2 protein-coding genes are annotated in these 3729 nt (G+C 61.7%); one reads left to right on the forward strand and one right to left on the reverse strand.

Annotated elements, in window-relative coordinates:
• The first annotated feature begins 106 nt into the window (after nucleotides 1–106).
• A complete protein-coding gene (locus tag EDC25_RS15085; protein WP_123521475.1) occupies nucleotides 107–427 on the forward strand; it encodes a TolC family protein in 321 nt (106 codons plus the stop codon).
• A 74-nt stretch (nucleotides 428–501) separates the two neighbouring features.
• On the opposite strand, the gene EDC25_RS14520 is transcribed toward EDC25_RS15085, so the two are convergent.
• Entirely contained in the window at nucleotides 502–2964 is a 2463-nt protein-coding gene (locus EDC25_RS14520) for a S8 family peptidase (protein ID WP_123521474.1), read from the reverse strand.
• Nucleotides 2965–3729 lie beyond the last annotated feature (765 nt).

Below are 3729 nucleotides of genomic sequence, written 5' to 3' on the forward strand. Positions count from 1 at the left end.
TGCAGCGCGCTGCGGGTCACCTTGGTCGGGTCCAGGATGCCCAGCTGCACCATGTCGCCGTACTCGCCGGTGGCGGCGTTGTAGCCGTAGTTGCCCTTGCCGGACTATCAGCTCGGTCGAGGCACGCCGCCAGGCGCTGCTGTCGGCGCAGAGCGCGCTGGAAGCCACGCAGGCCGGATTCGAGGTCGGCACCCGCACCATCGTCGACGTGCTGCTGTCGCAGCAGTTGCTGTTCCAGGCGCAGCGTGACTACTCCAACGCCCGCCACCAGTTCATCCTCAGCGGTCTGCGCCTGAAGTACACCGCCGGCCTGATCGACTACGACGACCTGCAGGGCGTCAATGCCCTGCTGACCACCGAGCGCCTGTCGCCGGAGGAGATCGGCGCACGCGTCGCCGCCGAAGCCAGCGACAGCGGCAACCGATAGTCGCGCCGACCGGTCCGGGATTCCGGACCATCGCGATCAAAGCCCGGACGGCACCCGCCGCCCGGGCTTTTTCCTTACTGGAAGCCGTTGTCGAACAGCTTGTCCGCGGGACAGCGACCCGCCAACGTGCCGTTGCACGGATCGCTGTTGGATACCGCAGCCAGCGGGAACTCCGTCGCATCCGGCGAGCCATCCCCGTCGGTATCCGTGTGCAGGTGGCTGGTGCCGATCACGTACTCCATGCCGTCGATCAGCCCGTCTCCGTCGGTATCGACGTTGGGGTAGGCGTAGCCGATATGCTGCGGGAAACCGGCCGGCACTGTCGCGGTGTAACCCATGCCTTCAAAGGTGGCGCGCTGGCTCTCCAGGAAGACGGCGCAGTCATCATCAGCGGTCTTGCACTTCCGCCACAGCTTCTCCGCGCCGGGTGGAATGCAGGAAGGTTCAGGCGTGCAGCGCTGATAGACATAGCCCTCGATACCCCGATAGCGATAGCCTGCGGCGTGCAGCGCCTCAACCTCGCCCGTGCCAGTCGCCAGCAGGTAGTCGCGATTGTTCGCATTGCAGGGCGGAACGGACGGATTGCAGCCGATGGGATAGTTCCGCTCTCTGTCCAGCAGGTACAGCGGCACCAAGTCCGGATAACTGGCGCGGGTCTTGTACTCGGTCGTCATGATGAACGTGTTGGCGCGGGGCGTATCGGACGGGAGAATGTAGGGATCAGGCGGAAACGCCGGATAGCCCTGCACCGCCGTGCCGGTCGTGACGTAGTTGGAGACACTGTTTATGAGCAGCGCCGTCGCCGTGTGCGGGGATGTCGTATAGGCGTAATCTTTGGGGCCGCTGCCGTAGACGCTGAAAAGCGGCGTCACGCGGTTCCTGGTGGTAGCGCCTGCAACCTTGCCGAGCATGCGCTTCACCGCTGCCTCCACGTCCGGACGACCGTAGCCCAGATCAAAGCCCCAGCTGATGCCAGCCTGTGCCTGATAGGTCGTGGAGGACAGCACATCGCGCACACCGAAGACCATGGCGTTCTCCGGGTCGCCAGCTCCAACAAGCGGATTGATCGAGCGAATCAAGCCCAGCACACCGGCAATCTGTGGCGCTGACATGGATGTGCCGGTGCAGTTGCCGTAGCCATCGCTCGCGATGCCCGGACCAAAACTATCCCCACATCCATAGCCCGGATTCCAGTCAAATCCGGCGTACATCGTGCCGTAGACTTGCCTGGCCGCTGCCACTACCTCCTGCTTTGGGTCAAGAATGTTGAATGTGCGGTTGGAGCCGCACTGATCATCAAGTCCTGGGTGTGGGCAGTCGTCCCTGTGGTGTGGCGGCGGATCCTTGTCCTCGTTCCACAGGTCCAAAAACTCATCTGTTCCACCCGCCGCGACAACGCGGGAATCAGCAGCCGGGAAGTCGATCCATTTGCGGTTGTTTCCCGACGCTGCAACGATAATGATCTCTCGGCTCTCGATGTAATCGAGCGCTTCGCAAAATGCGTTCTTCGGATTCGCGCCGCAGAAGTCACTGACTCCCGGATCGAAACCGAAGCTGTTGCTGATCACCTGCGCTCCGGTATCACCCAGGAAAGTGAACGCCGCTGCGGCGGCATCGCTGTTTAGATCGGCGAGCACGCCGAAGCCGTTGTAGCACCTGCCGAAAACAATCCGGTATATCGCGATACCGCAGCTCTTGCAGACGCCTTCCACCGTGGTCCCGTCGTAGGCATTGGCACCAACCAGACCCGCCACGTGAGTACCGTGGCCGACGAAGTCGATAGGCGCAAAGCCATTCTGATCGGTCGGACAGAACGGATGAGGGCTCTGGACCAACCCCGGCCGTCTTTCATCAACGTTTGCGACGATGCTGTTGGGGATGGGCCACTCCCCGATGTCCAAGGAGTAGGCGGGCAGAAAGTTGCCTCGCGTGAACGCGCCTGCTGGCGTAAAGCTCCGGAGCTCGGGATGATTGGTGGACAGTCCGGTATCGACCAACCCAACCAACGCATGACCACCCGCGTAGTTCCACGCCTTCGCCAGGTTCAGATCCCCCCAGCCGTAGTTGTATCCGCCACCAAGTGGAACGGGTTGCTCTACGACGAAGGTCTGGAGCGTGGCGGCCGATAGCTCCAGCTCAATGGGGAAAAACACCGCCTCGATGTTCGGATCCGCCAGCAGCGCCGTACGCCCGAGCGCGCTACTGATGTGGTCCGGATACTCAACAACGATATAGCGCTCCAGTCGTGCCCTGGGTGTATCAGGATTGCCGTCTAGCAGCGCCTTGAAATCTCCGGTTGCTCGCCTTGGCAACAAGTACCAGGCGCCCTGGGGGTTTCCAACCGCCAAGCCCGGGGTGGGCGCTTTTGATTCGAAGTTCCATGAGCCAACAACATAATCAGGCGTTGGCGCCCCCTCGTCGGTGGATAGCAGGACGTGAAGCCTCGGCCGGAGCGCTGCCGGTTGCCCGGCGGCCTCTCCTCCCCAGGAGAGCAGAGCCTGAAATGCCAGGGACAACCCTAGCAGTCGTCTTGTCATAAAAAAGTCTCCCTATGTACATCATGCCCAGAACCAAGGCGAACAGTGGCGACAAGCCGATAGCGGGAACCGGTTGCGGTTGCGCTATCGGCCCTCCCAACACTTCGAGCGGCAACACCCCCAAGGTCTCAATGACTGTGGGGAGGCCGAATGGTGTGAACCGATATCGCACGGTTACGTTGTACGAGCCATGTGAGAATGAGCCAATAGGCCACACATGGTTTATTATGGGAAATGGGCAAAGTATTGGGTCAAAGCGCCGCGACCCTTCAATAAGGACGTCTATAGCGAAGCCATTTACGGAAATGGCGGGGTTGTTGGCTCCACCAGGAACCCCGTCACATATTCCCGTTGTCAGACGGAGATGGACGACTTGCCCCGACTGCGCAACGTCGGGGTCAAGGGTGGGCGGGCCGACGAAAGCCTCCGCCGGCCACGCAAGCGCCGCAGCGGCGATGAGGAGGGCAAGCAGTAGATGGTTCATTTCCGGTCTCCAATGCCTACACATGCAGGCACATGGTACGCCCACGGACGAACGCCGCAGCGCATTCCGGCAGGTGCCGTGTTTTTCCCCGGACAGCAGTGCGCCTTCGCCGGCATGACGAGCAAGCGTATAGGAAGTTCAAACGCCCTTTTCGGGCAGTCTGCTGGGTAGGCGGCGGTCGCGCAAGCGTATAGGAAGTTCAAACGCCCTTTTCGGGCAGTCTGCTGGGTAGGCGGCGGTCGCGCAAGCCCCGTTTTGGGCACGGATCGGACGTCTGTGAG

The organism is Pseudofulvimonas gallinarii (genome assembly GCF_004343305.1).
Taxonomy (GTDB): Bacteria; Pseudomonadota; Gammaproteobacteria; order Xanthomonadales; family UBA2363; genus Pseudofulvimonas; species Pseudofulvimonas gallinarii.